The sequence below is a fragment of the Ktedonobacter sp. SOSP1-52 genome, assembly GCF_016587395.1.
Window position 1 is genome coordinate 3,143,735 of sequence record NZ_BNJH01000001.1, and the last position, 21,815, is coordinate 3,165,549.

Sequence of the window (21,815 nt, forward strand, 5' to 3'; positions counted from 1 at the left end):
TCCCCATGTTATAGATGGCGCTAACTTTCTGCACCTGATCTATGCTCTGACATTGTGGGCAACTTAATGGTTGGTCGTCCATAAACTCCCCCTACATTAATGAAGACCTTAAAATCTGGGATGAGCTCGTTCCTATCTCTCTAAATGCAAGCGGTGAATGTGCACCTCATAGGAATACAGTATATATTCAGTTCCATCGTGTATGCTATGAGATAATTCACAATAGTCGTCAGTCTATATCGATTGCAAGGAAAGAGCATATCAGGAGAAAAGAACCGCCACATGGGGGCTCATCGACACGTTTGGTGATAAAAAAGAGAACCGGATCAGCCTGAGAACTGAGAAGAATGGTCAGAGTCACTGCAAATTGCATCTTGTGGATGGTGCAAGAGCCAAGGGACCTTCTTGACTGTGCAATCCATATCACCAAACGAGTCCAAGAGCCAAAAAACAGGACATAGGCATAAGGTATAACATCTCACATCTCTGCTCTGTTTTTGCACGTATCTCGGTCTTGGGTCAGTCGGTTTGGTCCTGCTCAATTGAGTGCCTTCTGAAAGAAAGTGACGATACGCTGGACGTATTCGCTTCTGTCTTGTACGATGCCGGTGACATGTGCCATGCCGGGTAGTGTCCACGTCTGTACGTGAGCATCATGGCCTTTGCGTGCGGCAGCGGCCAATTGGAGCATGTTTTCAAAAGGAACCAGGTCATCGGCGGTACCGTGAATGAGCAGCAAGGGGCGCGGCGCGATCTTCGCCACAACGTCGACTGGCCGTACCTGATCATAATCGATGCCATAGAGCAGTTTTGCTGCCAGCAAACACTCTGGCAGCAAAATGCCAGGGACGCTCGACTTCTCGCGAATAAGAGACGAAGCCTCAGCAAAGGCACTGTCGGTGACGACTGCCTGGATGGCCGGTTCTTGAGCGGCGGCAAGCAAGAGCGTCGCTCCCCGAGAGAATCACCCCAGCCCTCGATGCTGCGTGGACGCCCCAGGTTCGCATAGGGCAATGTTCCCGAACGCAAGAAATCAACAGCCCCAAGGACATCACGTTGCTCATAGTATCCCAGAGAAAGCCGCGCAGGAGCCGATTCACCATTCCCACGGAGATCGAAGGCTAGCACAGCAAAACCATGCTGCGCCAGTGCTATGCTTGCATCCATTGAGGGGGAGTAGGAACGATTCGCATGCAGGCCATGAACGACAATGATAGCATGCTGTGTGGTGAGATGACCATCAGCGAGGACACCGGGAATGAACCAGCCCTGTAACTGTAGGTGATCCTCACGACTGAAAATGCTGACACGTTGATAGCGTAAGCCAAAATCAGCAGGTGTACTGATAAGGGCGGATGCTGAGGGCTGGGTTAAAAGGGTGGCAAGAGCAATGGATAGAATACTATAGAGGGCAAGGAACAAGATCAGAAGAATGACAAAGGTTTTTTTGCGCAAAAAAACGCGGCGCAAGCTTCCCTGAAATGGTGGCTGCAAAGATTTTGGTGACGAAGAACGTTTCAAGGACATACACAAACCTCTACCGTTATTCATCAAGATGTTGAAACACTGATCGTGATGGTGTAACCAGTGTAGTCGATGGATGTCGGCTCCTCCATGGGTCATTTGACCCATTTTTGTAAATATGATAATTCAATGGCGGCAAATCGGCTCATGCGCACTTTGTGTGGGAAATTTCATCACGATGGAGCACCCGTAGACGGAGCAGATCAAAGTTGGCACGCCCGTACATTTGTCGCTTGAGGAGCTTGAGTCGATTCACCTGCCGTAGAGTAGGCCGCCAGCGAGGTACCACTGCTGGCCCTTTTCTGTCGGCCCCTCCCGCGAACCGTGCTTGCACCGTTAAGCGCACACGGCTCTCCAGCAGAAGGCATCCACTCAGTTCGGGAATAGCGCATCTCGCGCCCCTTCCTTTTTAGATGCCATCCACCTGCCATCCTTCCCCCTGTTCGCCGCTTTCCGGCGCTCCATGGCGAGTCGTGACTCCCGCGAGTACTACGATGGCTCCGTGATCCTGGGCGTCTCCGCCTTGGGACCATCCCGCATTTACGCCCATGAGACGTGATAGTATGGGTAGGTGCCCGTTCGTTCCTTACCACACTCATTGTGTGTTCCTCATCGGAGTGAGCGTTGCACATCCTCGAAGGGGAGATGTGTATTCCGGTGTCATCGCATCAGACATGCTGCGATGGGCGGCCCAAACGCCGGAGGGAACTTGGGTTCAACAAACACAGTTTCACCATGCATACAGGACTTGCGGAGCAGATTACCGTACATGCCTTCCGGCTTCTCCGCGTTAGAAGCATGCTACTGTCCCCTTTGGGTTTCCCCGCCAGGTCAGCTCTTGTCCTAAAGGTTTCTTGCTCACAACCTTTCTCCCCTCTGGGGAGGATCTCATAGGCGCCGAAACGGCGCACCCTCAACCATTCCATTGCTCCACTCGACTGTAAAGGCGGCTCTGACGGCATCCCAGTCTTTACGCAACCCACTGACAAAATGGTGAAGCTCGGGGAACGAGGTCTTCGCGACCTGTTGTACCCAATCGTCGAGCTGCTCCGGGCAACGAGCATGCATCAATGCTCGAAACTGTTGTACGAGCTGATACAATGCTGCCAGGTCAGTATGGCGCTGAAGGATCTCGCCGAGATCTTTCTGTTCCTCTGGCTTCAAATCCGTTGGATGGCGCAGAAACAAAAAGTGGACGTGAGTGCCGCGAAAGCTGCCGAACAGACGGTGGTATCGGTGTTTCTGGCAAGCTGGCTCCTTTGCGTAAGCATCTGATGTAGGCAGAAACGGATGCATAGGAACCCTGATAGCCACGCCCAGCGATCTCTTGATGCAGGTGTGCGGCATTGTGACATCCTGCCTGCCAGCGCTCAAACAGATAGACGCGATACGGGTCCAACTTGGTCTTTTCTTTTCTTCTGCGTTTCTTTTCAGGAAAAGACGCAGCGGCAAGAAATCGCTCGATGGTGCTTCGACTCACGTGCAAACGAGATGCAATCTCCCCGATCGTGAGTCCTTGCGCGCTTCCGAGCAACGGCCTGCTCATAGCGCTGGCGTCGCTCTTCTCGGTGAGCCAAACGGACCTTTTCTGCTTGCTTCGCCGGAACAGGACGGATGTCTTGAGGCAATGGAAGATCTTCTTGGGCTTGGACGAGCAATGGTGAAGTTCCCTCTTCATCTCTGAAGTGAAAACAATCGCGGTAGTGCTTGAGGAGAGCTTCGAGGTCATCGCCCAGGTTCGCGGATCAGATGAAAGCGATCTGCCACCTGAAGCGCTTGAGGAGCGCCTCGGCGGGCGGCATCAGCATACTCAGTAGACCGATCTCGGCTGATGATCTTCACTCCAGGATGGGCCTTGAGCCAGGCAACCACGGTATCAGCTTCCCGATCGGGAAGAAGGTCAACGGGGGTATGTCGCTCCAGATCACAGAGAATGGTTCCATAGTGGCGTCCCTTGCGCCAGGCCCAGTCATCGAGACCAAGGACCCGAGGCAGCAGGTAAAGGGGAGCGACGGAGCAAACGTAACAAGGTATCACGGCTGGCAGAACATGCAAAGGATTCAGCCACACGGGATGCAGGCTTGCCACCTAAGGCAAAAGCCAACGCACGCAGCAGCTTCGTTTGGCGGATGGTTCGCCGTGAGTGAGCCTCGACTAGATCTGGGAATGGCGAGAGCAAACGTTTGGCGTTGACACGTCGACTTCTGGCACAAGAACCGACGGACACGCAGATGCAACCGGACGGTGTATTCCAGGCAAGGAAGATCCGCAGGCTTGCGAACATAGGAACCATGCAGCCGTGTTGATGGAGAGGCGCACACAGGGCATGGAACAGCTCTCTTGGTTGATCGAATGGAAAAGATGAATACGTTGCCCTCACGAGTTATCTCTTCGATAACCACATTGGGGCTATTTGGGAACAATATGCTTGCTAGGGAATTCATTGGTACTTTCATGTAGAGGAAGAAAACGGCAAGAAAACTTCCTGTATTGTATCACTTCTGAGCTTCCCACACAAAGTGCGCATGAGCCAAAAGTACGTCATCGAATTATCACATTTACATTCTTCTGCACAACGCGCACGCTCGATTCCAGGAGACTTATCACCTTACTGAGTTGCTCGCGCTCGTCATCCGATGACACTGCGACCGAGAGTCCGTGTACGAGCTGGCTCTCATCTGTCTTCTGATTCTCCTGCCAGAATCGCAGCGCCTGGCGGACGAGTGACTGGCATGATTTAAGCACGCGCTCACGTTCGCGCTCGGCCTCGGCACGCTCAAGAGTCAATAGATGGCCTCTCAGTGCGATTCTAACGAAAAAGTACAGCGTACCATATAACTACTGAATTTATGTTTATATAGTTGTGCTTTAGCAGCAGCCTCAAAATAGCTTGTGGAAGCGATTGGCTAGGAGAGGCTTTCTTCCGATGAGCGGCAGACGTAGGATATAATTACAGTTATATGGTACTTGATTAGAGCTTATGGCCAAAAATAGGGAGTGATGTATGCCTTATATAGCGAACAAGGATGTAGCAAAACCACCTGTCATTCACGACACAACATGTCCGTATGCGCAAGAGCGACGGAAAAACGCTGCTAATGGTCGGTGGAGCCCTGAATATGCTACGTATGCAGAAGTGTTGGCTTGGGCGAGGCAAGGTCAAAGAACGCGCCAACCGCAAGATTGCCTGCATTGTAATCCTGTACACTGAACCATAACTAAGATTTCAGTCCACTTGCGTTCTGCTCCTTCAGAGAAGCTATCTTCCAGATTGCAGTTATATGGTACGTCGTAGTGCGCCCAAAGAGGCCCATGAAGGTCTGCTGCAAACCCAATGCAGCCTCACTCAGGCGAGGTGAGTAAAGCAGCTTCTTACCTCTAACCGAAAGGCTCAGGGGAACAAGAGCATGAAGTCAAAAGCCCGCTGAAGTCCTAGCGCCAGGGACCAGAGGGCGGGCAGCCAGGCCGTCTATGGTGAAAGCGAAACTGCTTGAAGCTCAGTCACGGCGGACAATGCGTGTCCTGTGGGAGGGCGTTACTGCCCACATCTGATGGGATGAACGAAAGGTACGATGCGCTCATCCAGCCTGCATCAGAGCCAGCCCATAGGGAATGGGAAATGACGAACGAGACACCTACGGACGGAGCGACCCACATGGGTAACTTGGGGATCGCCTAAACGCTGCAAAGCGCACGGCGACGGAGGAGTCATAGTACTCAAACGCCCTTCGTAATGGAAGGGACACGGGGAAGGACTCTACAGAGAGTCAGTTTCAATCAAAGGAGGTTGGCCCGGATGAGCCAGAAGACCGACACGCGATTGGAGCGCCTACAACAGTTAAACAGCAAGAAAGAGTGGATCAACCACAATCTGTATCGAATGATGTATCGAGAAGATCTCTACATCATTGCCTACGAGCGGATCAAATCCAAACCTGGCAATATGACCCCCGGAACAGACGCCGAGACGCTCGATGGCTTCTCTCTTGCCACAATCCAAGAGATCATACAAGAAATGAGAACCGAACAATTTCACTTCCGACCGGTACGGCAACAATTTATCCCAAAGCCCAACGGCAAGATGCGCAAACTCGGCATTCCTTGTGTGAGAGACAAGATCGTCCAGGAAGTCATGCAGATGATCCTGGAAGCCATCTACGATAGCCCCTCCGCTCCCTACTTTCAGGGAACGAGTCATGGGTTCCGACCAGCCCATAGTTGCCATACAGCTCTGCGAGAAATCCGCACCCATTGGACAGCCGTGAACTGGTACATCGAGGGAGACATTCGAGCCTACTTTGATCATACATCTTGATACTCCTCTCAAAAATGGAGCGTCTTGAGCGTTCCCTTGGTAAGCTGGGCGAACTCTTCGAGCGTGCTGGGCTTGTCAGGAAACAGATACAGGTGGGTTGTCGCATCTCTGCTGATCTGGATCGTGCCATTGTGAATGCGATCATAGATCCAGTGTGGAGCGATGTCAAGCCTCTCTGCCAGTTGTGAAATGGTGAGAGCCCCCTCGATATGGCGCGGATGGGACTGGCTACGTACTTGAAATTGTCTGTGCTTCAAGCGCATGCCTTGAACGGTACTCGGCAACACAAAGGGCTGCATCGGCGAACGAAAGCCCTGGGTGGTCAGCTTCTGCGCAATCTCCTCGTCTGTCTGCCCTTGCGCGCTCCACTCAAGAGAGAGGCGTTCCATTTCTTGCGCTCCAACCAGATCGGTGAGGGATCCCACTGCAACCGGAATGTTCAGCGTGGTCGTTTCTCCACCTCGCCACACGATGCGTGCATGAACCGTTTCCGGAAGAGGCCGATGGATCACCACCTTGTCAATGAGGCAGCGCAACAGCGCCTTTTTCTGCCGCTGTGCCACGTCCCCTTGCCGCCAGAGTCTGGGCAGGTGCTGCCCAATGGCTTGAAACAGCTCCTTCTGCTCCTGACTTAAAGAGGACAAAGCGTTCACCGGCGTGGGCGATGGGGTTCCTGCTTCCTCAGCTCGCTTGAGTTCCGTGAGCGCCATCTCCCATCGTCTTTCGAGCTCTGCGGCGACCAACCGATTCTCTGGATCGACGTGCAAGAACTGTCGCTCGGCAAGGGTGGCTTGGTACCGCAGACGTTCCAGATGCTGCTGGTGGGCATGCAAGATCTGCGCAGTCGCCTCCTGTTGGGCGGCGACCGCACGTGCATACACGTCCAGTTCGACAGGGGAGAGCGCTTGGAAGAAGGCTTCTACCACCTGCATGTCCACGGGATCTGCCGCAATATCCTGGCAGACAGGAACGCCGTACTTTTGGCGCAGAAAGTTGCAGAGATACCGTGTCCCGCCTTTGTATTGCACCACCATCTTGTGCCCGCATTCGCCACAATACACAATTCCATGCAAGAGCGCAGCCCCATCCCGGGGGACGCCACGGGTCTTGTTGCGATCATACTCAGCGTAATTGTCTAGGAGCATGGCCTGAATGCGTTCGAAGAGGTCCCAACTGATGTAGGCAGGATAAACACCCTTGACGCAGATGCGCCATTCCGACAGGGGCAGGCGAATGGTTTTGGCTCGACGGGCTGTCCGATCTGTCCGCAGGGTACGCGTACGCCCGTAGACAAAGGCGCCAGCGTAGGCGGGATTTTTGAGGATCTCGAGAATGGCTGCTCCCGTGGGGCGTTTCCAGGCCACGTCCCCAAAGCGATCTCGTCGCGGAAGTTGGAGAGCATGCTCGTTGAGAAAGTGGAGCACTCGGCTGGCCGATCGCAAGCGCACAAAAGAGGCAAAGATGAGATCGATGCGATCCTGAATCTCGCAGTTGGGGTCTTTTTGTACATGGCCCGCAGCATCACGCACAAGTCCAATGGGCAGGGGAAGGGCCAAATCTCCCCGCTGGGCCTTGTTGAGGAGTCCAGCTGTCATGCGAGCACGGATCGTGTGCAATTCGAGTTCCGAGAGTTGCCCCTTGAGTCCGAGCAACAAGCGTCCATTGGTCGTAGCAGGATCGTAGATGCCGTCATGATCGGCGATGAGACAGCCTCGATAGCCGCAGACATCCAGCAGCGGATACCAATCGGAGCAGTTGCGTGAAAGACGCGTGACTTCGGTCGAGAGAATGATCCCTACCTGTCCTAACGTCACTTTGGTGACGAGTTCTTGAAAGCCGGTGCGTTGGTGCGCCGAGGCTCCCGTGATGCCCAAATCCGCATCAATGATTTCAATCTCCTCGGGAGGCCATCCCAGGCTACGAGCCCGCTGCTGGAGGCCATATTGCAGACGTAAGCTCTCCTGATTGGTGAGCACTTGATGCAACGTCGACTGCCGGATGTAGATCAAGGCTTTCTTTTGTAGATGGAGCGGGGTGACCAATTCGGATGTGCACTTCATGGGCATCTCCATGCTCGCTGGGCTCATTGTGCTTACGGACGTACTCATACAGCACCTCCTGAAGAATCAAGGAGAGATCGTCTTGGATACGCTGTTGCACCTGGGCAGGCAGACGTATCCAGAGATGAGAGGGAAGAATGGATGCAATCACGTAGCGCCTCGCAATCCTCAGCCACATGTAACAGATCGGTGACACTCTCAGCAGTGAGTTTGCTGAAACCTGGTGACCGAGACGGAGCCAGTGTAGTGCATGCCAGAGGAAGGCACAAGAGCATCCCATCGCGATACGCCACGAAGACGTGCCCATCCTCATGAGGGGACGAGGTGATGGAAACCAGGCTGAAACGGCGTCCGAACAGGGGATGTCTGGGATCGATGACCTCAATCTCTCTCAGGGTTGGGTTATCTGGGTTCTTGAACCGGGTATTGAGTTGTGCGATCGTTCGATGAAATCGACCATCATGTCTTAGTCCAACTCCTGCGCAAGAAAATCCAGGATGAACGCTTTCTCAACCTCATCTGGAAACTACTGAAAGCAGGATACCTGGACCTGCACGGGACCAAGAAGGAAGGCCTCGTGGGCTCCCCCCAGGGCAGCATTCTCAGCCCGATCCTCGCGAATGTGTACTTGCACGAACTCGATGTCTTCATCGAACATCTGCAAGAACAACAAGAAAAAGGAGCCATTAAGCGAGACAATCCTGAATGGAGCAAGCTCATCTATCAAAAGAACCGGATGGTAGCACGCCAGGAAACCAAAACCAAAGCGTTCAAAAGCCTGATGAAACAGATCAGAAAAACCCCCTCGAAAGTCGTCAACGATCCAGACTATCTCAGGTTGAGATATCTGAGATACGCCGACGACTGGCTGATCGGTCTGTGTGGGAGTCACGCGCAAGCCGAGGAAATCAAGGAAGCTGTGAAATGCTTCCTCAGAGATCACCTCAAGCTGACACTCAACGAAGAGAAAACGCACATTACCCATGCTCGGACCGAAGAAGCCTTCTTCCTGGGGACACGTCTTTCCATCGGCAACGGAGGCGAGGCGAAAGTTGTTCAGCAAAAGACCAGCAAAGGGAAAACGATCAAGCGTCGTAGTACGGGATGGGCAACCATCATGAAAGCTCCCATCGACAAGCTGATCGGGCGGCTGAACAGCCGAGGCTTTTGCACGGCAACAGGAGAACCTACACCCAAGCGACTGTGGACTCAACTGGACGCGGACCAGATCATCCAGTTATACAGCGGAGTCAATCGCGGACTCCAAAACTATTACCGCTTTACGGACAACTGGAAACACCTGTCCCGCATTCAGTACATTCTCAAATTCTCGCTCGCAAAAACGCTGGCGCAGAAATACCGGATTTCCGTGCCCGGGGTCTTTCAACGCTTTGGAAAAGAACTATCCTACTCTCTTAAAGACGAGAGAGGAAAAGCAGATCGGAAGGTGAGTTTCTACCTCAATCGCGATTGGACGAAGAATAAGCTCGCCTTTCAGGGCGGAACACAACGCGATATTGATGTCATCCGAACGGTGATCCACCTGAGAACCCGCTCGAAGCTGGGAAAGCCCTGCTGCATCTGTGGAGAAGCAAAAGGGCAGATCGAGATGCACCACGTTCGACACATTCGCAAACTCTCGAACAAACGGATAGCCACCGGTTTCAACAGTCTCTTGCGAGCGATGAACCGAAAGCAAGTTCCCGTTTGCTCAGATTGCCACCGAAAGATCCATCGTGGAGAATATGACGGACTGAGACTCTCTCAGTTGGCCTACCTTCCACGCTGAACACTGATCGTAGCGGCTCTTGGAGAGCAGTGTGCGCGGAAACGTGCAAGCACTGTTCGGAGGGGAGGGGTTGGTGTTCCTGGGCAACCAGGACCCGGCCTCTTACCCTACTCTTTCGCTAAAGGGGAATAGCTACGTAATAAGCTGATATGAGCCGCAAAGGAACCAGTTCCGCCTTTCTCCTCAATGTTCTTGATTTCACCATAAAAGAAACATATAATTATTTATGTACTTGATAAAGGCTAGATAATTATGTTATACTGTAAGGTAGGAATAAGAGCAAGTGCAATGCTCTTCCTTCCAACAGAAGTAGCTTCGGTATTTCCCTTCTTCTGCACTCCCCAGTAATGCCACTCACATCCCCTCAGTCGATTTGACGAGGAGCAAGAGATGCGACAACGATGGTCTGATCTGTCAGTAACCACACGCATCCCTTACTTACACTTCCCTCCAACAGAAAGAAGGGCGACCATGGAAACCCGTTTCTATCAAACTCAGGAGATTACTATTCCAGTGCTTGCTGAAGGGCTGGTGCTTGAGTACCAGGCACAGGGCTACGAGGCTCAACACTTTGGTGATGTCAACCAGACTACTGTGCAACTGAAGAAGGAAAGCACCTTGAGAGCCATTACCGGCTTTGAGAAGGTCCTCGCGATTTCCTTCCAGCATGTTAACGGTGGGACGCTCGTGACCGTAGGCGCGCAGGACTGGGTCGATCAGATTGTAGTAGGAGCGGTTGGGCTGTTCATCCATCCTCTGCTGATTACCGCAGCAATTGGAGCTATGCAGCAACGCAATGCCTTACACGATGTGCTCACTTCGATTGACCAGCATATCCGGTATCAACAGCCGCAAGCCCAGGTTGGGGAGCCTCCTACACCTCTGGTGCAGAGAGAGATGACAGGAAGCTCCATCTAAATCGGGAAACCCGACATGCTCAAACGAGCGGAGGAGCGCAATTGAGAGGGTCCGATAGGTGAGGGTGGTGAGGCAAAGCAGGCGTCATTGCCACTTGCCCAGCTAACTCCGCCACGCGCGCTCGCAAATGGTGTCCCTCACGCGCGTTGAGCGTGGGAAGTCGATGACGGTCCGACGCCTGCTCATGGCAGAACACTTCGTAGCGAACTGCCGGGAACAGGAGTGAACCGTGAGTCCTACAAGAGACTCTGGAACGACCCCGATGTCCTCCCCTCTCCTATGTGATCACTGAGTGAGGAAGACATCTCATGTGGTGAGCCTTCTCGCCGAAGACGCACGTCGTATTGGAAATAATGCTGGACAGGAAACGTGTCCTGTCAGCGTAAGAAAAAGGAGCATTGTGATGACAATAACCACTGGAAAGACCACACGAGCAGGCCCGCTTCAAGCAGACCGTGAAGCGGTTCAGATGAGTCCACGTAGAAAGACCGCGCTTGTCGCGGGCGTGCTTTACCTGCTCACCTTTGTCTCGATCCCGACCCTCTTTATCTACGGTTCGGTAAAAGGTGCAAACTACATCATCGGCGCGGGCCCGGACACTGCCGCCATCATCGGCGGTATCCTAGAGATCATCGTGGCTCTCGCTGGCATCGGCACCGCCGTCGTGCTGTTCCCGGTGCTCAAGAAGCAGAACGAAGCGGCCGCGCTGGGTCTGGTTGCCTCCCGAATTCTGGAATCCGGCACCATTTTCGTCGGCGTGGCGTTCCTTTTGTCGATTGTGACCTTGCGGCAGGCCGGAGCTGGAGCAGGTGCATTGGTCACCGGCCATGCGCTTGCCACCCTGTATGACCGCATCTTCCTCCTCGGACAAAGCTTCATGCCGGCCATATGCGACCTGTTGCTGGGCTTCCTGCTGTACCAGTCGCGCCTGGTGCCTCGAGCCCTTTCCCTGATCGGAATCGTCGGAGCGCCCATCCTCCTCGCAGGCTACATCGCTGTGATGTTCGGTCTTCTCGGGCTACATGCCCCCTTAGCTGGGTTGTCCGCACTTCCGGTCGCGCTCTTTGAGTTTTCGCTGGGCGTCTGGCTGGTCGTCAAAGGCTTTCAGCCCTCTCCGATCCTCTCCAGCGATACGCAAGATGCCAGCGCGGCTACCGCCACCAATCCTTCCGCTTCTCGTCGGGCATAGCTCGCCTTGTCATCTCAGTGATCGATTGTGATCACTGAGTGAGAAGACACCGCATGTGATGAGCCTTCTCGCAGCAGACTCGCGTTGTATTGGAAATGGTGCCGTCCAGGAAAAGTGACCCGGCAGTGTAAGAAAGATGAGCATTGTTATGACACAGGCCAATGTAAAGACCTCACGAGCAGACCCGTTTCAAGGAGACCGTGAAGCGTTTCAGGGAGCGAGTGGAGACACCATGAACTCACCCAAGCGTCTCGCGAGAATCGCTGGCGTCCTCTACCTGCTCGTCGGCATCTTCGGCGGCTTCGCCCTGGGCTTTATGTACCCCAGGATGTACGTCGCAGGCGACGCGGCGACGACGGCCGGAAATGTCATTGCCAATTCTGGACTTGTCCGTATCGGTATCGTCGCCGACCTGTTCCAGGCGACAGTTACCGTCTTCCTCGCGTTGACCCTCTACCGGCTACTCCAGCACGTGAACAAGAGCGTGGCGAGCGCAATGGTCATCTTGGTCGCAATCGGGACCGGCATCGTCTGTCTCAACGCGATCTTCGAGTTTGAGGGCTTGCGGGCCGCAACCGGTGCAGTCAACTTGGTCGCCTTGGGCACCGCGGGGTCGAATGCCCTGGTGCTGCTCTTGCTCGACACCCAGCATTATGGGACCCTCATCGCGCAGATCTTCTTTGGCCTGTGGTTGGTGCCGCTGGGATATCTCGCCTACAAGTCATCAGAGATGTTCCCCAAGGGGCTGGGCGTCCTGCTCATCGTGGGGGGCGTGTGCTCCCTCGTGGACCTGCTCACGTTGTTGCTGGTCCCCGCCTTCGCTCAAAAGATCACTCCCGATCTTCCCGGGACTCATCACACCTTCGTCGGCGTCATCCTGCCAACAATCGCGGAGATCTCGATGCTCGTCTACCTGCTCGTGATCGGCGTGAAGACCGTCAAGCCAGCCGTCAGACGGGCTGCCCTGGCGGCAATCAATTGAGACTCTGAGTTGCACCGGGTTTGATGGAGGGAACACCTCATGTGGTGATCCTTCTCGCAGAATACTCACGTCGTATTAGAAATGGTGCCGCACAGGAAAAGTGACCTGGCAGCGAGGGAAACAGGAGCATTGTTATGGCACAGACCAATATAAAGGCCCCACAAGCAGAACAGATTCGAGGAGACCATGAAGCGTTTCCGGTCGCCAGTGCAAACACGATGAAAGCCATTGTCTACACACACTACGGATCACCTGATGTTCTTCAGCTCAAAGAGGTTGCAAAACCGACTCTCAAGGACGATGAAGTCTTGATAAAAGTGTATGCGGCGGCTGTGTTGCAAAAAGAAAGCTGATCTGTCAGAATGGTGGGAAAAAGAACACAAGAGCGTCCACCATGGAAGAATAGCAGCCCTTCAAATGGCGTCACTTTGAGGCGGAGATTATTTTGCTTTGCGTCCGCTGGTATTTACGATACGCGTTAAGCTATCGGGATCTGGAGGAGATGATGCGGGAGCGGGGTCTCCAGGTGGACCACACCACGATCTATCGGTGGGTGCAGCGCTACGCTCCCGAACTGGAGAAGCGCTGTCGGCCTCATCTCAAACCCAGCAATGATTCCTGGCGGGTCGATGAGACGTAGGTGAAGGTCAAAGGTATTTGGATATACCTGTACCGCGCGGTGGATTCTCAGGGAAAGACGCTGGAGTTCCATCTGAGTGTTACCCGCGATGCACCAGCCGCCAAGAGCTTTTTCGCGAAAGCGCTCGGAGCCTCCTATACGGGAACTCCCCGCGTCATCACCGTTGACAAAAACGCGGCCTCTCCCAAAGCCTTCAACGAATTGAAAGCAGCGGGGACCCTTGCAGGTCCTTGTGAACTGCGGCAGAGCAAGTATCTCAACAACCTGATTGAACAAGATCACCGGTTCATCAAACGGCTGGTGAAACCGGGATTGGGCTTCTTTTCTTTTGAAACGGCATGGCATACCTTACAGGGATACGAGAGTATGCATATGATTCGCAAGGGACAGATGCATGGGGTGGAAAAAGGGAACATTCCTGGACAGATTTCCTTCATTGCCAGCCTGTTTGGACTGGTTGCCTAAGCGCAACAAGAAATGAGACTTCACGCCCATCGTCTTCCCTCGTAAATCTTTGCAACACAGCCGTAAAAGATCCATGCTCTTGTCGCGAAAAAACCATAGGCTTGCCACATGAAAACATTGATCCTACCGGAAATCAGAAAAATGAGCCAAGGAAACTCAGCATTTCTGAAAGTCCTCTTTTCCTCTTCTCGTTGGGAAACAAATAAATGTTTCCTATGTATGTATCCATTACAAGACAGGAGAAATGGTATGAGTGACCCAATTGATGTGACTGTAACTGATGGAAGTACTGCTATCGTAGGTCGTGGCTTTGGAGATGATGGCAGTGGAGATTTCTCTCAGAGTGTAACCAGTGGCTCCGGCGTTGGCGTCCGCGGAATAGCTGACGTTGGGAGCGGCGTGCAGGGAGACAGCCAGGATGGGACTGGAGTGTATGGCTCTAGTTACTCCCTCTACGGTGTGGTTGGCTCTAGTCGCGTTGGAACTGGCGTTTCCGGCTTTGGTGGGACAGCAGGAGATGGCGTCTTTGGGACAACACAGGCGGCTGGAATGAGTGGCGTCGCTGGTATCCATGCTGGAAATGGTCATGGTGTGTATGGACGAGCCGATGGAGACGGATTTGCGGGGTGGTTTGAGGGAAATGTCACCGTCACTGGAGACATTGTTTCAAAAAGGCATGTTACTGTCACTGGAAATGTTACCGTCGCTGGAGACGTTGTTTTAAGCAGTGGTCATGGTGATTGTGCAGAAGAGTTCGACATCGCATCAACTGAACACACTGAGCCTGGGATGGTAGTAGTTCTGGATCAACAGGGTGCACTTCAACCAAGCTACAAGGCTTACGATAAGACCGTTGCAGGAGTCATCTCCGGAGCTGGCGATTACAAGCCCGGTTTGATCCTGGATAAAAAGGAGCCTTCAGAGAGCAGGATGCCAGTTGCTTTGATAGGAAAAGTGTATTGTAAGGTCGATGCACAGTATGCTTCCATCGAAGTGGGTGATCTGTTGACGACCTCTCCCACCATTGGCCACGCGATGAAAGCAGATGATCCTTTTAAGGCGTTCGGGGCAGTGATTGGAAAAGCACTACGGCCTCTCCAAGCAGGTCAGGGAATGATCCCCATTCTGATCGCGTTGCAGTAAGAGGAGATATCACGATGGGAAGTTTTCGTGACGCAGCCAAAGTAAAAGTACCGCCAAATGATCCGGTAGACATGGCAACTTTAGCACAACAAATGAAACTGAGCCGCCCAGTTTCTCTCCGCACGTTGATCACTGACCTGAACGCATCACCTCCTGACTCTGTCCTATTCAATTCCGGGCAATTGGGGCCATCTACAACGACAGGGCAAGCATTCGTTGGATTTACCATTGCTGGGGGTGTGAGCTATCAAGGAAGCGTACATGAAAGCGGGTTTATCGGGCATAAGTATACCTTTGCTATGGCTGTTTATAACTACCGAGATGCATCGGGAAAGGTCTTCGTTTTCCTGAAGCATGGCACCATTGGGGGAACGGTGGATGCTTTTGATTCGCGAGATGATTCCTGGTCAGAGAGCAATTTCGATCCGCTTATTTCCCAACAATGGGATAGCATCAAGACGAGTGGTTGGTACGCAAACCTGTATGTTGATACCGATGCAGGGCAAGTACTCCAATTAGTGGCAGATGTTTTGCTTGTAGCTATTAGTGCAGTAGTTGTTCTCTTCCTTGCATATCCCTCCACAAGTTGCCATAAAGCCATGGATGAGGAAGGAAATGCGATGCTTCGATGTGACGGCGGAGAAAATTAAGGGAGATGCGGTGAGCTGAATTCCTCGCCAAAATGGGGATGTAGGTACCATAAGGTTGCATTTGTGCATGTAACACCTGCTGTACATTGAGTATATTGATAGAATGTAGATCATTTCATGTCGTGAAGTGATTTACATTCTTGGCTTCGGCCTGGATGTGCCATTTCATCCCAAGCTCAGCCTCAGTTCGTGGGCAAAGCCTGCTTTCTCGTTCAAATGGCACGTCCAGGTCTATTCTCTTTACTGACACATTCTCCTGACCCAGTGGTAAACTTTTTGATTAGCATTTTGGACCAGCCCAGCGAAAGTTGGTAAAGGTTTTTGACTAGCATTTCAAGGGGAGGTGGCTGCAAATATGAGTGTGGAAAACAGCTGCAGGTGCATGTCTTTCGTGAGTGGGTGGAGGTGGGAGAATGAGATGCAGCTCTTGATTTGGTGGGACTGAAAGATTCGGGGTATGTTGCGGAAGACGAGGAGGAGGATGGACTGAGGTGGGTAATTCCGACAGGCCCGGGCGCTATCGGCTGTCGGAGCGGAATGAGAGGCCTGGGTTCTAGTGGTGACGAGGGGCGTACGCCAGGCGCCGTGTGCGCGATCGTGTTCTGCAGGGAGAGGATTGCATTCCTGTGGAGGTATCGAGATGCTCGTCTGTGTTCTGTTTCTGTCGCAGGAGCGCAGCGCGAGGGGGACAGTGAAGGTCGACGACCAACGATACGAATTTCAAGAGCAGATGAAGAGAATGTCGTTACGTGACGGCTGCTCCTCGACGTTCGGTAATGACCACCTGCTTCTTTCTCGCATGTGCTCCCGTGTTTTTTCCAAGATGTTGACCTCTTCCTCTCAATCAGGGTGAAATTTCACCGCTTTCAGTAGTATCATGAACGTGTCTGACCACTATGCAACACGCGAGCATTGGAAAAACGGGTATCCAGAGGTGCTGCTCTGATACGAAAGGACGAACCCATGACAGCCGATCCAGAAACGAGTGCTCCGGCCCACCTTCATGATGAGATGCTCTTCGGCTGGGATCCGACACCAGGTATTGTCTCTGTCTGGGCGACACGGGCAGGGAAAGCGCTTGTCTGGCAACGGCAAGGGGGAGTGGTCAGTTGTTGCAAAGCGTCCTTTCGCCCCTGGCTCTTTGCCAGAACGTTGGAGGATCTCCCGCCGCTGCACGCGCACCCTCCGGCGACTGTGCTGGCTACTTGGGACATCTGTTCGGGAAATCAGCCTGTTATGAACAATGAAATGAGCTTTCTTGCCAAGCACGTGAGATGCGTGTACAATCAACACTGCCCATTCTGTGTATGCACTCCAACCATATGCCATTTTTACAAAGAAGAGGTTCTATTTGTGTGGTGGGTATTTTCCTCGGTCAAGCGATGCCTGTCTTTCAACTTCCAAACATTTCTCGAACGCGTTCTCTGTTGGGTCAAACCATCGGCAACCTCCCTTGTGCCCGGTACGCTTGCCGATCTGACTAAAGGGAAATTGGAACTGCTGGCGGAAAATGCGCTCTTACGGCAGCAACTGATCATTCTCCGTCGACAGGTCAAGCGACCGACCTATCGGAAGACGGATCGGCTTCTTTTCGTGCTCCTTGCCAGGATGGTCCGAACCTGGAAACAGGCGCTTTTCCTTGTCCAGCCAGAGACGCTCCTGCGCTGGCATCGTGAACTCTTCCGTCTGTTCTGGAAGCGCAAAACGAAGGCATGCGCGAGAACGTCGAAGCTCTCACCTGAGACGATCTGCTTGATCAAGGAAATGGCAGCGAAGAATCGACTTTGGGGAGCGGAGCGTATTCGGGGAGAACTGCTCAAGTTGGATATTCGCGTGAGCAAACGAACCATCCAGAAATATATGAGGCCCATTCGCCGGAGACGACCGAATGGGCAGAGTTGGAAAACGTTCTTGCGCAATCACGCGGCAGGCGTGTGGGCCTGTGATTTCTTACAGGTGACTGATCTCTTCTTCCGCCCACTTTTTGCTTTTTTCATCATCGAACTCCAGTCGCGCCAGGTGATCCATGTGAACGTGACGCGATCGCCGACCGATCCCTGGGTCGCGCAACAACTGCGCGAAGCGACTCCGTATGGGCAAACACCCAAGTATCTGATCAGGGATAATGATCGCAAATTCGGGCCGAATTTTGCTCGCGTGGCCGCAACGAGTGGGATCAAGGTGCTTCGCACACCATACCGAACGCCGCGTGCCAATGCTGTGTGTGAACGCTTTCTGGGAAGTGTGAGGCGAGAATGCTTGGATCATTCCCTGATCTTCCATGAGAAGCAACTCCATCGGCTCCTCAATGCCTATACGGTCTACTTCAACCAAGCTCGACCCCATCAAGGGCTGGGGCAACGCATTCCGGTGCCATCGGTTCCGTCTGCTTCTCTTCTGAAGCCCCCAAGCCGGGTGATCGCCATTCCCATGTTGGGTGGGTTACACCATGACTACCGGAGGGCCGCCTAAATAGCCAAAAGCCAGAGAAAAGAGAAGATGTACGAATGTGTTTCTGTGCAGTCTGACCCTTTGCTTCATTGAGCAAAGAGAACACGTCCTCTTGCCTCATCGCAGAGGTCTGGCGTGCTGACGATGGAGTGTATCCACTTGAGATAAACCCTTTCCGTGCTTTTTCTGCCTCTCGTTTCTTGGCATGAGTCAGAGATTTTGGAACGGATATGCTAAATAGCCAGCACAATGTGTACTAGTGAGACAAAGCATTGCATGAATAGATAATGCTTTGTCTCACTATGAAAGGTACAAAAGGAGGCCGCCATGTTCTCTATACAAGAATTAGTTCAAAAGATTCGTACAACTCCTGATTGCTTCGTTGCTGAACCTTGTGGCTTACCACAAATTTCCGAAGAACATCAACTTCCTGATGATGTACGTGAATTTTATGAAATTTGTGGGGGAGTCTCGCTCTTTGAAAACGCGGAAGTGTATCGTGTGTCTATTGTAACTCCGGCCGAAGTAATTTTAGCTAATCCTGTTATTGTTGGCCCTAGACATTATTCTGAGGAAGCACTAAAAGATATATCGTGGAGCTGGTATATCATTGCTAAAGATGATAACAACGAGTATTTAACAATCGATTTTAGTAAACAACGATTGGGACGTTGCTATAACAGTTTCTTCGATGTACATGCAGTAGCAGGTTCATGCCCTATTATTGCCCAGTCATTCACGGAGTTACTCAATCATCTTTATGAAGGCCAAGGTGATGATCCATATTGGGAGTTGTCTGATTTTGTATCGTTAGGAGATGCTTATGATGATGTGTAAAATTAACAAATCTATTACAGACAAAAGGAGAATATATTATACGCTTTGTGCTAGTAGTTTAGACGGCCAGATCAGCTAACTTGAGAGGAGGTCGACCCAAGAGCGTGTTGAGCATCATGCCAGCGCTATGAGCAGTGACTTTGACCGCAATGCGCGTGAACAATCCCCAGACGCTCTTGGCATAATGCTTGGAGAGGTGAAACTGCTCTTGCAATTGGGCATTGACTGTTTCGCAGATCAAGCGCAAGCGATTGAGGACCTTTTGAGCCGTCGCAGAGCGCTTGGCAGGCTGATTTGCTTTGACGGGAGCGAACAAGAGCAGCGAGCGAGTGTGCTCAAGGGTCCTTTGGAGTGCTTGATCATTGTAAGCCCCATCCCCAATCAGCCGCTTGAGGTGATGAGCCACCGAATCGAGCAACTCCACTACGGGCTGATTGTCATAGTGACTGGCTGGAGTCAGCAAGAAGCCAAGAATGACGCCTGAGAGACCAACGAGGCTATGGAGCTTGCATCCAAAGTACTTCATCGCCTTGCTGCTACAGACGCCATAGTCGGCATGACCGGCAAAATCGCTTGCCTTCTTACTGCGTTTGTAGCTGATACAGGGGACAGGAGCCGAGTCAATGGCGGCGGTCTCCTCCATCTGCTGGGCCTCTTGCACGAGGCACAAGCCTGCTCGTATGGCCAAGATCACGGCCCACAGAGATCGCTTGCGGCGGTTGTAGCGACTGCGTTCATTGAGCCCAGGAAAGAAGGGCCGCAACTGCTCGTGGTGCAAGCGAAAGAAGTGATCTTCTCTCGGCTCTCCAATGAGTTCCTGATACAAGGCGATGGTGACCACCTCGCTATCTGAAAGCTGGGGAGCGGGTCCTGGTCGCTCTAAGGCGTCTTTGATCACGGCTGATCCTTTCATTAGGTCATCAACTATGAGAAAAAGAGTGGTGAGAACGGTCGCTTTGTCAAGCATTGCTGGACGCTCCTTGTTTGTTGATTGGCTTTACAAACAGAAGCGTACTTCCGTTCTCCTTTTTTGTCATCCACTAGCACAAAGCGTATTATGACTCAGCAGGCTGAAGCCTCGCAGAAATTGAAGCCGCATAAGATCTGGCAGGATGGGCATATGCCCTAGCCCTGCGCAATCGTTATATTTGGAGCCACGGGCGACCTGGCGCAGCGCAAATTGCTCCCAACGCTGGCACACTTGTGCATGATCATCCCCTTCCTCAGAGCTTCTGTATTGTGGCCTTGCGCCGCCCCTGGATGATGAGCAGTGGCGCGCGATGGCACTGAAGTCCATCAATACCTATATGTCCGAAGATGATCGCCTGGATGAGGAGGGGCAGAAGCAGTTTGCCTCGCACCTCTTCTACTGCCAGTCGATGTTTGAAGATCCCAGGGATATCAGAAACTGAGGCAGCTCTTAGGGAAGCTAGACCATGAACAGGGGACGATGCACAGGCATACTGGGGTCTCACAACAAGACAAGCACATATGCACAAACAAACGAATGGCGATACCAGATCAGGGCAAATCGGCAACGGTCCGCTGATAGCGTCTGTGAATGCGAGACGAGACGATGCTACAGACTGGGCAAGAAGCGTGAGCAAGGGTGGTGGCAACCGTAACAGAGATCTGTTGGACCTCTGCCACTACTTCTTCGAGGTACAACCCTTCCACCTCGGGAAGGTTCAAAAGGGGCATTGTAGACGTAGAATCTCCCTCCACCAACAAATCTATTTCTCTACCCCTTTTAACACAGTTTACTGCTCAGGTATTCCCGCTCGTCATCAAAATTGCGTTTGAGCCCGTAGATGAATCAAAAGCTCCCCAGAGTGGGCTTAATAAAACTGCTTGGAGAGATGATATAGATGGTATAAACGATGTAGGAAATTGACAGCAGTTTTTACGGAGAAAAACGGCATGAAATGTGAAAAATTGTTCTGACATATATATGCTTTGAATAGTGCAGATACGCTTAAAAACGGTATATAATGATATAAAAGACGTGATGATGGGCTAAAAAGGCGTTTCGACTATACCTACAATCAGGCACTACTCTGCCACAGCCTACGCAGAACATTGCCTACCTGGCCAATGGTGGCTGTAGCGGCTCTTCTGTCACGGTGAAGCATGGCTACGATACGAGCGGTACACCCATCACGAATATTGATGGTGACAATCACCTGGGCTGTACTAGTGGTCAGTCCAGTTAGGTTTGCTTGATGGGATAAAGCCGTTCAAGTTTCACCCGAGCATCATCAGAGGTAAAACACCAGGTGATGGTACAATGCTTGTGATTGCGCTCGGTCTCAAGAGCCTGAAACCGTCGAAGCAGGGTGGCTTCATCACCAACCCGATGGGACAAACACCCGCGAGAAAAGATGCCAATCTCAATCTCTGCCATATTCAACCAACTCCCGTGTTTGGGAGTGAAATGAAACTCCAGACGACGTAAGATGCGCCGGGCGCGCGGCGGGAGCAAAGGTTTCGTAGAGAGCGGCGGGTGTGTGCGTACTCAGGTTATCTTGCACGACCCGGATATATTCGGCGTTGGGATACGCTTCGTCCACGAGCCATTGCATACAGCGGGCGTCGTCCTGTTTCGTGCGCTGCTGGGTCACGCTGACATGCCTCCAACCAGCCTGGGGTTCCACAAAGAAAAAGACATTGCGAGTGCCATGGCGTTGATATTCGTAGTCCGTCCGCGCCGCAACGCCAGGGTCGACAGCTTGAGCAGGAGAAACATCAGCGATCAACGACACCGGTTTTTCATCGAAGCACACGGTGGGATACAGCGGATCGTACTCCTCTTCGTAGAGTTCGAGCACATCTTCCATGGCTGCCACAAATGG

21 protein-coding genes and 2 pseudogenes are annotated in these 21,815 nt (G+C 52.5%); 13 read left to right on the top strand and 10 right to left on the bottom strand.

Translation table 11 applies throughout. From position 1 onward, the window contains the following. Positions 1-538: 538 nt before the first annotated feature. The 5 genes from JMJ16_RS15115 to JMJ16_RS15135 all read right to left on the bottom strand — a co-directional run bounded on the left by JMJ16_RS15115 (position 539) and on the right by JMJ16_RS15135 (position 4,311). Entirely contained in the window at positions 539-943 is a 405-nt protein-coding gene (locus JMJ16_RS15115) for an alpha/beta hydrolase (protein ID WP_201382508.1), read from the bottom strand. 1,469 nt (positions 944-2,412) lie between these two features. Further along, positions 2,413-2,871 (bottom strand): transposase, encoded by a 459-nt coding sequence (locus JMJ16_RS15120; RefSeq protein WP_201382510.1) that lies wholly within the window; start codon positions 2,869-2,871, stop codon positions 2,413-2,415. Between the two features lie 378 nt (positions 2,872-3,249). Then, positions 3,250-3,612: a transposase gene (locus JMJ16_RS15125; protein WP_236601511.1), complete on the bottom strand. Its 363-nt coding sequence runs from the start codon at positions 3,610-3,612 to the stop codon at positions 3,250-3,252. Then, on the bottom strand, positions 3,585-3,980 hold the full coding sequence (locus tag JMJ16_RS57090; RefSeq protein WP_374228968.1) for a transposase family protein: 396 nt from the start codon (positions 3,978-3,980) through the stop codon (positions 3,585-3,587). Before JMJ16_RS57090 ends, JMJ16_RS15125 begins: the two co-directional genes overlap by 28 nt. An 85-nt stretch (positions 3,981-4,065) precedes the next feature. Further along, positions 4,066-4,311: a hypothetical protein gene (locus tag JMJ16_RS15135; protein WP_201382516.1), complete on the bottom strand. Its 246-nt coding sequence runs from the start codon at positions 4,309-4,311 to the stop codon at positions 4,066-4,068. 1,009 nt (positions 4,312-5,320) lie between these two features. Between JMJ16_RS15135 and JMJ16_RS15140 the strand changes: the two genes are divergently transcribed. Next, positions 5,321-5,839, top strand: coding sequence for a reverse transcriptase domain-containing protein (locus JMJ16_RS15140; RefSeq protein ID WP_201382518.1), 519 nt, complete (start codon positions 5,321-5,323; stop codon positions 5,837-5,839). Positions 5,840-5,847: 8 nt separating this feature from the next. On the opposite strand, the gene JMJ16_RS15145 is transcribed toward JMJ16_RS15140, so the two are convergent. Beyond that, a complete protein-coding gene (locus JMJ16_RS15145) occupies positions 5,848-7,899 on the bottom strand; it encodes a recombinase family protein (protein WP_201382247.1) in 2,052 nt (683 codons plus the stop codon). Between the two features lie 433 nt (positions 7,900-8,332). On the opposite strand from JMJ16_RS15145, the gene JMJ16_RS15150 reads away from it, so the two are divergent. The 10 genes and pseudogenes from JMJ16_RS15150 (at position 8,333) to JMJ16_RS15195 (ending at position 18,963) form a co-directional block, all read left to right on the top strand. Next, the gene (locus tag JMJ16_RS15150) at positions 8,333-9,688 is read left to right on the top strand and encodes a group II intron reverse transcriptase/maturase (protein ID WP_201382520.1); all 1,356 of its coding nucleotides are present in this window, start codon (positions 8,333-8,335) and stop codon (positions 9,686-9,688) included. A 471-nt stretch (positions 9,689-10,159) separates the two neighbouring features. Next, the gene (locus JMJ16_RS15155; protein ID WP_201382522.1) at positions 10,160-10,606 is read left to right on the top strand and encodes a hypothetical protein; all 447 of its coding nucleotides are present in this window, start codon (positions 10,160-10,162) and stop codon (positions 10,604-10,606) included. 403 nt (positions 10,607-11,009) lie between these two features. Beyond that, positions 11,010-11,795 (top strand): DUF4386 domain-containing protein, encoded by a 786-nt coding sequence (locus tag JMJ16_RS15160; RefSeq protein WP_236601512.1) that lies wholly within the window; start codon positions 11,010-11,012, stop codon positions 11,793-11,795. 136 nt (positions 11,796-11,931) lie between these two features. After that, positions 11,932-12,777 (top strand): DUF4386 domain-containing protein, encoded by an 846-nt coding sequence (locus JMJ16_RS15165; RefSeq protein ID WP_201382524.1) that lies wholly within the window; start codon positions 11,932-11,934, stop codon positions 12,775-12,777. A gap of 218 nt (positions 12,778-12,995) precedes the next feature. After that, positions 12,996-13,112, top strand: a pseudogene (locus tag JMJ16_RS57095) (NAD(P)-dependent alcohol dehydrogenase); the annotation flags it as partial. A 104-nt stretch (positions 13,113-13,216) separates the two neighbouring features. Further along, positions 13,217-13,882, top strand: a pseudogene (locus JMJ16_RS15175) (IS6 family transposase). Between the two features lie 249 nt (positions 13,883-14,131). After that, positions 14,132-15,025: a hypothetical protein gene (locus JMJ16_RS15180; RefSeq protein WP_201381073.1), complete on the top strand. Its 894-nt coding sequence runs from the start codon at positions 14,132-14,134 to the stop codon at positions 15,023-15,025. Positions 15,026-15,039: 14 nt separating this feature from the next. Then, the gene (locus tag JMJ16_RS15185) at positions 15,040-15,675 is read left to right on the top strand and encodes a hypothetical protein (protein ID WP_201381075.1); all 636 of its coding nucleotides are present in this window, start codon (positions 15,040-15,042) and stop codon (positions 15,673-15,675) included. 963 nt (positions 15,676-16,638) lie between these two features. Continuing rightward, a complete protein-coding gene (locus JMJ16_RS15190; protein WP_236601513.1) occupies positions 16,639-18,147 on the top strand; it encodes an integrase core domain-containing protein in 1,509 nt (502 codons plus the stop codon). Between the two features lie 306 nt (positions 18,148-18,453). Further along, complete coding sequence (locus JMJ16_RS15195; protein ID WP_201382527.1) at positions 18,454-18,963, top strand: SMI1/KNR4 family protein; 510 nt, start codon at positions 18,454-18,456, stop codon at positions 18,961-18,963. A gap of 58 nt (positions 18,964-19,021) precedes the next feature. Here the strand turns inward: JMJ16_RS15195 and JMJ16_RS15200 are convergent, their stop codons facing one another. Continuing rightward, positions 19,022-19,930 (bottom strand): IS982 family transposase, encoded by a 909-nt coding sequence (locus tag JMJ16_RS15200; RefSeq protein WP_201382529.1) that lies wholly within the window; start codon positions 19,928-19,930, stop codon positions 19,022-19,024. 177 nt (positions 19,931-20,107) lie between these two features. Here JMJ16_RS15200 and JMJ16_RS15205 point away from each other — a divergent pair, with 177 nt between their 5' ends. Together JMJ16_RS15205 and JMJ16_RS56020 are read left to right on the top strand one after the other, a co-directional pair. Then, positions 20,108-20,227 carry a hypothetical protein gene (locus JMJ16_RS15205; protein WP_255553214.1) on the top strand — a complete coding sequence of 40 codons (120 nt, stop codon included), beginning with the start codon at positions 20,108-20,110 and terminating at the stop codon, positions 20,225-20,227. Between the two features lie 16 nt (positions 20,228-20,243). Continuing rightward, positions 20,244-20,375 carry a hypothetical protein gene (locus JMJ16_RS56020; protein ID WP_255553192.1) on the top strand — a complete coding sequence of 44 codons (132 nt, stop codon included), beginning with the start codon at positions 20,244-20,246 and terminating at the stop codon, positions 20,373-20,375. A 109-nt stretch (positions 20,376-20,484) separates the two neighbouring features. Here the strand turns inward: JMJ16_RS56020 and JMJ16_RS15210 are convergent, their stop codons facing one another. From JMJ16_RS15210 to JMJ16_RS15220, 3 genes are all read right to left on the bottom strand, one after another. Beyond that, positions 20,485-20,664 (bottom strand): hypothetical protein, encoded by a 180-nt coding sequence (locus tag JMJ16_RS15210; RefSeq protein ID WP_201382531.1) that lies wholly within the window; start codon positions 20,662-20,664, stop codon positions 20,485-20,487. Between the two features lie 508 nt (positions 20,665-21,172). Next, on the bottom strand, positions 21,173-21,367 hold the full coding sequence (locus JMJ16_RS15215; RefSeq protein WP_201382533.1) for a hypothetical protein: 195 nt from the start codon (positions 21,365-21,367) through the stop codon (positions 21,173-21,175). Continuing rightward, the gene (locus JMJ16_RS15220) at positions 21,354-21,800 is read right to left on the bottom strand and encodes a transposase (RefSeq protein WP_236601581.1); all 447 of its coding nucleotides are present in this window, start codon (positions 21,798-21,800) and stop codon (positions 21,354-21,356) included. The genes JMJ16_RS15215 and JMJ16_RS15220 overlap by 14 nt, the downstream gene beginning before the upstream one ends. Positions 21,801-21,815 lie beyond the last annotated feature (15 nt).

Excerpts from the sequence above, each read along its gene's own strand:
- JMJ16_RS15120 (WP_201382510.1), bottom strand. The coding sequence starts at position 2,871 with ATGCCGCACACCTGCATCAAGAGATCGCTGGGCGTGGCTATCAGGGTT.
- JMJ16_RS57090 (WP_374228968.1), bottom strand. The coding sequence starts at position 3,980 with ATGAAAGTACCAATGAATTCCCTAGCAAGCATATTGTTCCCAAATAGC.
- JMJ16_RS15140 (WP_201382518.1), top strand. The coding sequence starts at position 5,321 with ATGAGCCAGAAGACCGACACGCGATTGGAGCGCCTACAACAGTTAAAC.
- JMJ16_RS15145 (WP_201382247.1), bottom strand. The coding sequence starts at position 7,899 with ATGAAGTGCACATCCGAATTGGTCACCCCGCTCCATCTACAAAAGAAA.
- JMJ16_RS15155 (WP_201382522.1), top strand. The coding sequence starts at position 10,160 with ATGGAAACCCGTTTCTATCAAACTCAGGAGATTACTATTCCAGTGCTT.
- JMJ16_RS15160 (WP_236601512.1), top strand. The coding sequence starts at position 11,010 with ATGACAATAACCACTGGAAAGACCACACGAGCAGGCCCGCTTCAAGCA.
- JMJ16_RS15165 (WP_201382524.1), top strand. The coding sequence starts at position 11,932 with ATGAGCATTGTTATGACACAGGCCAATGTAAAGACCTCACGAGCAGAC.
- JMJ16_RS15180 (WP_201381073.1), top strand. The coding sequence starts at position 14,132 with ATGAGTGACCCAATTGATGTGACTGTAACTGATGGAAGTACTGCTATC.
- JMJ16_RS15185 (WP_201381075.1), top strand. The coding sequence starts at position 15,040 with ATGGGAAGTTTTCGTGACGCAGCCAAAGTAAAAGTACCGCCAAATGAT.
- JMJ16_RS15190 (WP_236601513.1), top strand. The coding sequence starts at position 16,639 with ATGACAGCCGATCCAGAAACGAGTGCTCCGGCCCACCTTCATGATGAG.
- JMJ16_RS15195 (WP_201382527.1), top strand. The coding sequence starts at position 18,454 with ATGTTCTCTATACAAGAATTAGTTCAAAAGATTCGTACAACTCCTGAT.
- JMJ16_RS15200 (WP_201382529.1), bottom strand. The coding sequence starts at position 19,930 with ATGCTTGACAAAGCGACCGTTCTCACCACTCTTTTTCTCATAGTTGAT.
- JMJ16_RS56020 (WP_255553192.1), top strand. The coding sequence starts at position 20,244 with ATGGCACTGAAGTCCATCAATACCTATATGTCCGAAGATGATCGCCTG.
- JMJ16_RS15210 (WP_201382531.1), bottom strand. The coding sequence starts at position 20,664 with ATGCCCCTTTTGAACCTTCCCGAGGTGGAAGGGTTGTACCTCGAAGAA.
- JMJ16_RS15215 (WP_201382533.1), bottom strand. The coding sequence starts at position 21,367 with ATGGCAGAGATTGAGATTGGCATCTTTTCTCGCGGGTGTTTGTCCCAT.
- JMJ16_RS15220 (WP_236601581.1), bottom strand. The coding sequence starts at position 21,800 with ATGGAAGATGTGCTCGAACTCTACGAAGAGGAGTACGATCCGCTGTAT.